The sequence below is a fragment of the Pseudomonas sp. 05T35 genome, from assembly GCF_056396605.1.
The window spans coordinates 1-2,084 of the sequence record NZ_JBFTLU010000749.1 but is presented as its reverse complement, the minus strand read 5'-3'; the positions used below and the strand labels follow the sequence as shown (position 1 = coordinate 2,084).

At 42.8% G+C, this 2,084-nt stretch carries 2 protein-coding genes; both read left to right on the top strand.

Annotated elements, in window-relative coordinates:
* The first annotated feature begins 450 nt into the window (after positions 1-450).
* A complete protein-coding gene (locus AC1DH9_RS29480; RefSeq protein WP_477809372.1) occupies positions 451-1,551 on the top strand; it encodes a hypothetical protein in 1,101 nt (366 codons plus the stop codon).
* A gap of 196 nt (positions 1,552-1,747) precedes the next feature.
* A partial coding sequence (locus AC1DH9_RS29475; RefSeq protein WP_477809371.1) for a hypothetical protein occupies positions 1,748-2,084 on the top strand: 337 nt, incomplete at its 3' end.

Below are 2,084 nucleotides of genomic sequence, written 5' to 3'. Positions count from 1 at the left end.
ATGCGGTTCATTCTGTTTCGATGTCATTTTCACTTGCGCGATACCATTCCTGGTTCGGGCGCGCTGCGCCTTGCCTACAAATCGCAAACATGCGATCCTCGCAGCGATATTTTTTGTTGCAATACAGTGCTATATGTCGGCTAATGGAATGTTAAATCATTCTGTTCAGTCTTGTATGATAGTTTTTTTCTATTGATGGTAGTGCTGTGTCCATTCAAACGCCAATAAGCGCTTGGGTTGTGGGAGGGGAATTCCAGTATTGCTTACACCGGATGGTTATATGAGTATTCCTGATGCTGTGTTTGAGTTTTGGGGGGCTTGATGATCTGGTCTTGCAGTATGTTCGATGGGATTGCCCGATTTATGTGCTGTTGTTTAGTGGTGTGCCTTGTTTGATGTGTTTTAGGTGCGTTGTGCGTATTGTGCGGAAGATGAGTTGAACGATACTAGATGAATATGAATGTTTTTCTTCGAAAGCTTCTGCTTTATGTACCGGTAAAAATGGTGCCCGCTTTTTCAGGCATCTTCCTGATTTTTTTTCTGTATAAGTCCTTCCCTGATGGGCAGTATGTAAGTTATTCGGTTAGTTTGTTTTGCTCGTTAATTGCTGCGCAATTGTGTGCTGGATGGGTTGGTAATTCATTTATTTACTATTATTCGGGGGTTGAGGACAAAAAATTATTTATTTCTAATTGCGTGTCGGTGATTTTACTTATTGCGCCTGTTGCTTCGCTTCTGGCTGCGGTGGTATCTGTTTTTTTTGTGCTCGAAAGCTATGTGTTTATATGTGTTTGGTTGTTGTGCTTCAGTCAGATTCTATTTTTCTTTCTTTCGTCCGCGTGTCAGGCAGACTTTTTGGTCAAGCAACAACTAGTGGYGGTGGTGCTGCAGGCGCTGCTATTGAGTATGCCTTTGTTAATGATGGTTCATCCATTCGTAATTAAAAGATTTAGAGAAGGGGTTTTTGCTGTAAAAATAATTGAAAGCTCTTCGAGCTTTTTGATTGTTGCGTTCTCGCTTCTTTGGTGTGCGCTGTATTTTGTGGGGTTTGATTTTTTTGAAAGGATCACGGGGAAGGCCATTGAAGCATCTAAAGTGGCCATCCTTTTCGCGTTCGCTGGTGTTTTTTTGAATAGTGTGTCCGTTTATTTTCAAAAGCGCCTTGAAGTGCATCGACGGATGAAGTTGTTAGCTTACCTTTCATTGATTTCTGCACTGGTTTCGGTGTTTTTTGCTTGGGTGGGCGGCAGGTACTGGGGGCTTTACGGTGTATCTCTTGGTGTTTTGTTGGCTCAAGCGATCTACTTTATTTTGGTTACTGCAAGTATGTTTAAGCGCCTTGATCTGTATCGTAGCTTTGTGCTACCGGCATTTATATCATCTTTGGCCTTCCTGGCCGGCTATGTCTTCTATATAGGGCTGCAGAGCGTTGCGATTCCCTTGCTCTGGTGGGAGAAAACGGTTTTTTGGTTGGTTGGGTTTTCGATGGTCTCACTTTTTTCTCTTTGGCGGGGGGTGAGGTGGAGTGAGTTCATGAAGGCCACCGTATGACGGTGTGGCATATTATTATATTATCTCGTTCGCTCCAATGGTCTGTTTTTTATCAGGTTTTGGTTTGGATGGTATTGAGTCAAATGGTGGTTCTTATGTATGGGGTGTGTTCATTTTCGTGGCAGTCAGGATAAGCTTTTACTTTTAAAATCTTCAGGTTTTGTTGTTCGTCGTATTGGTTATTGAGAAGGCGAAAATGAGTAAAAGAATTGTTTTGTTGGGTTTTTATGTGGGTGACCGTTATTTTGAAAAATATTCGGTGGGAGATGCATTTCCCCAAGTGGCAGCYTATAAGTTAGAGGGGCGATTTCTTGATGCGCTACGATTTGCTGGTGGTGTAGTTAATACGGTTGCCAGTATTGCTGTGTCAACGTATCCGAATAACAAAAAGGTGTACTTTCCAAGTGATTCGTATGTGGGGGCGAAGGGGGAGGAGTGTAATGTTACTCCGCTGATAAACTTACCGCTATTTAAAGTTGTTAGTCGCATGTTGGGGTCGTTGTTTGGTCTGCTTCGCTTGCGAAGGGTTGGGG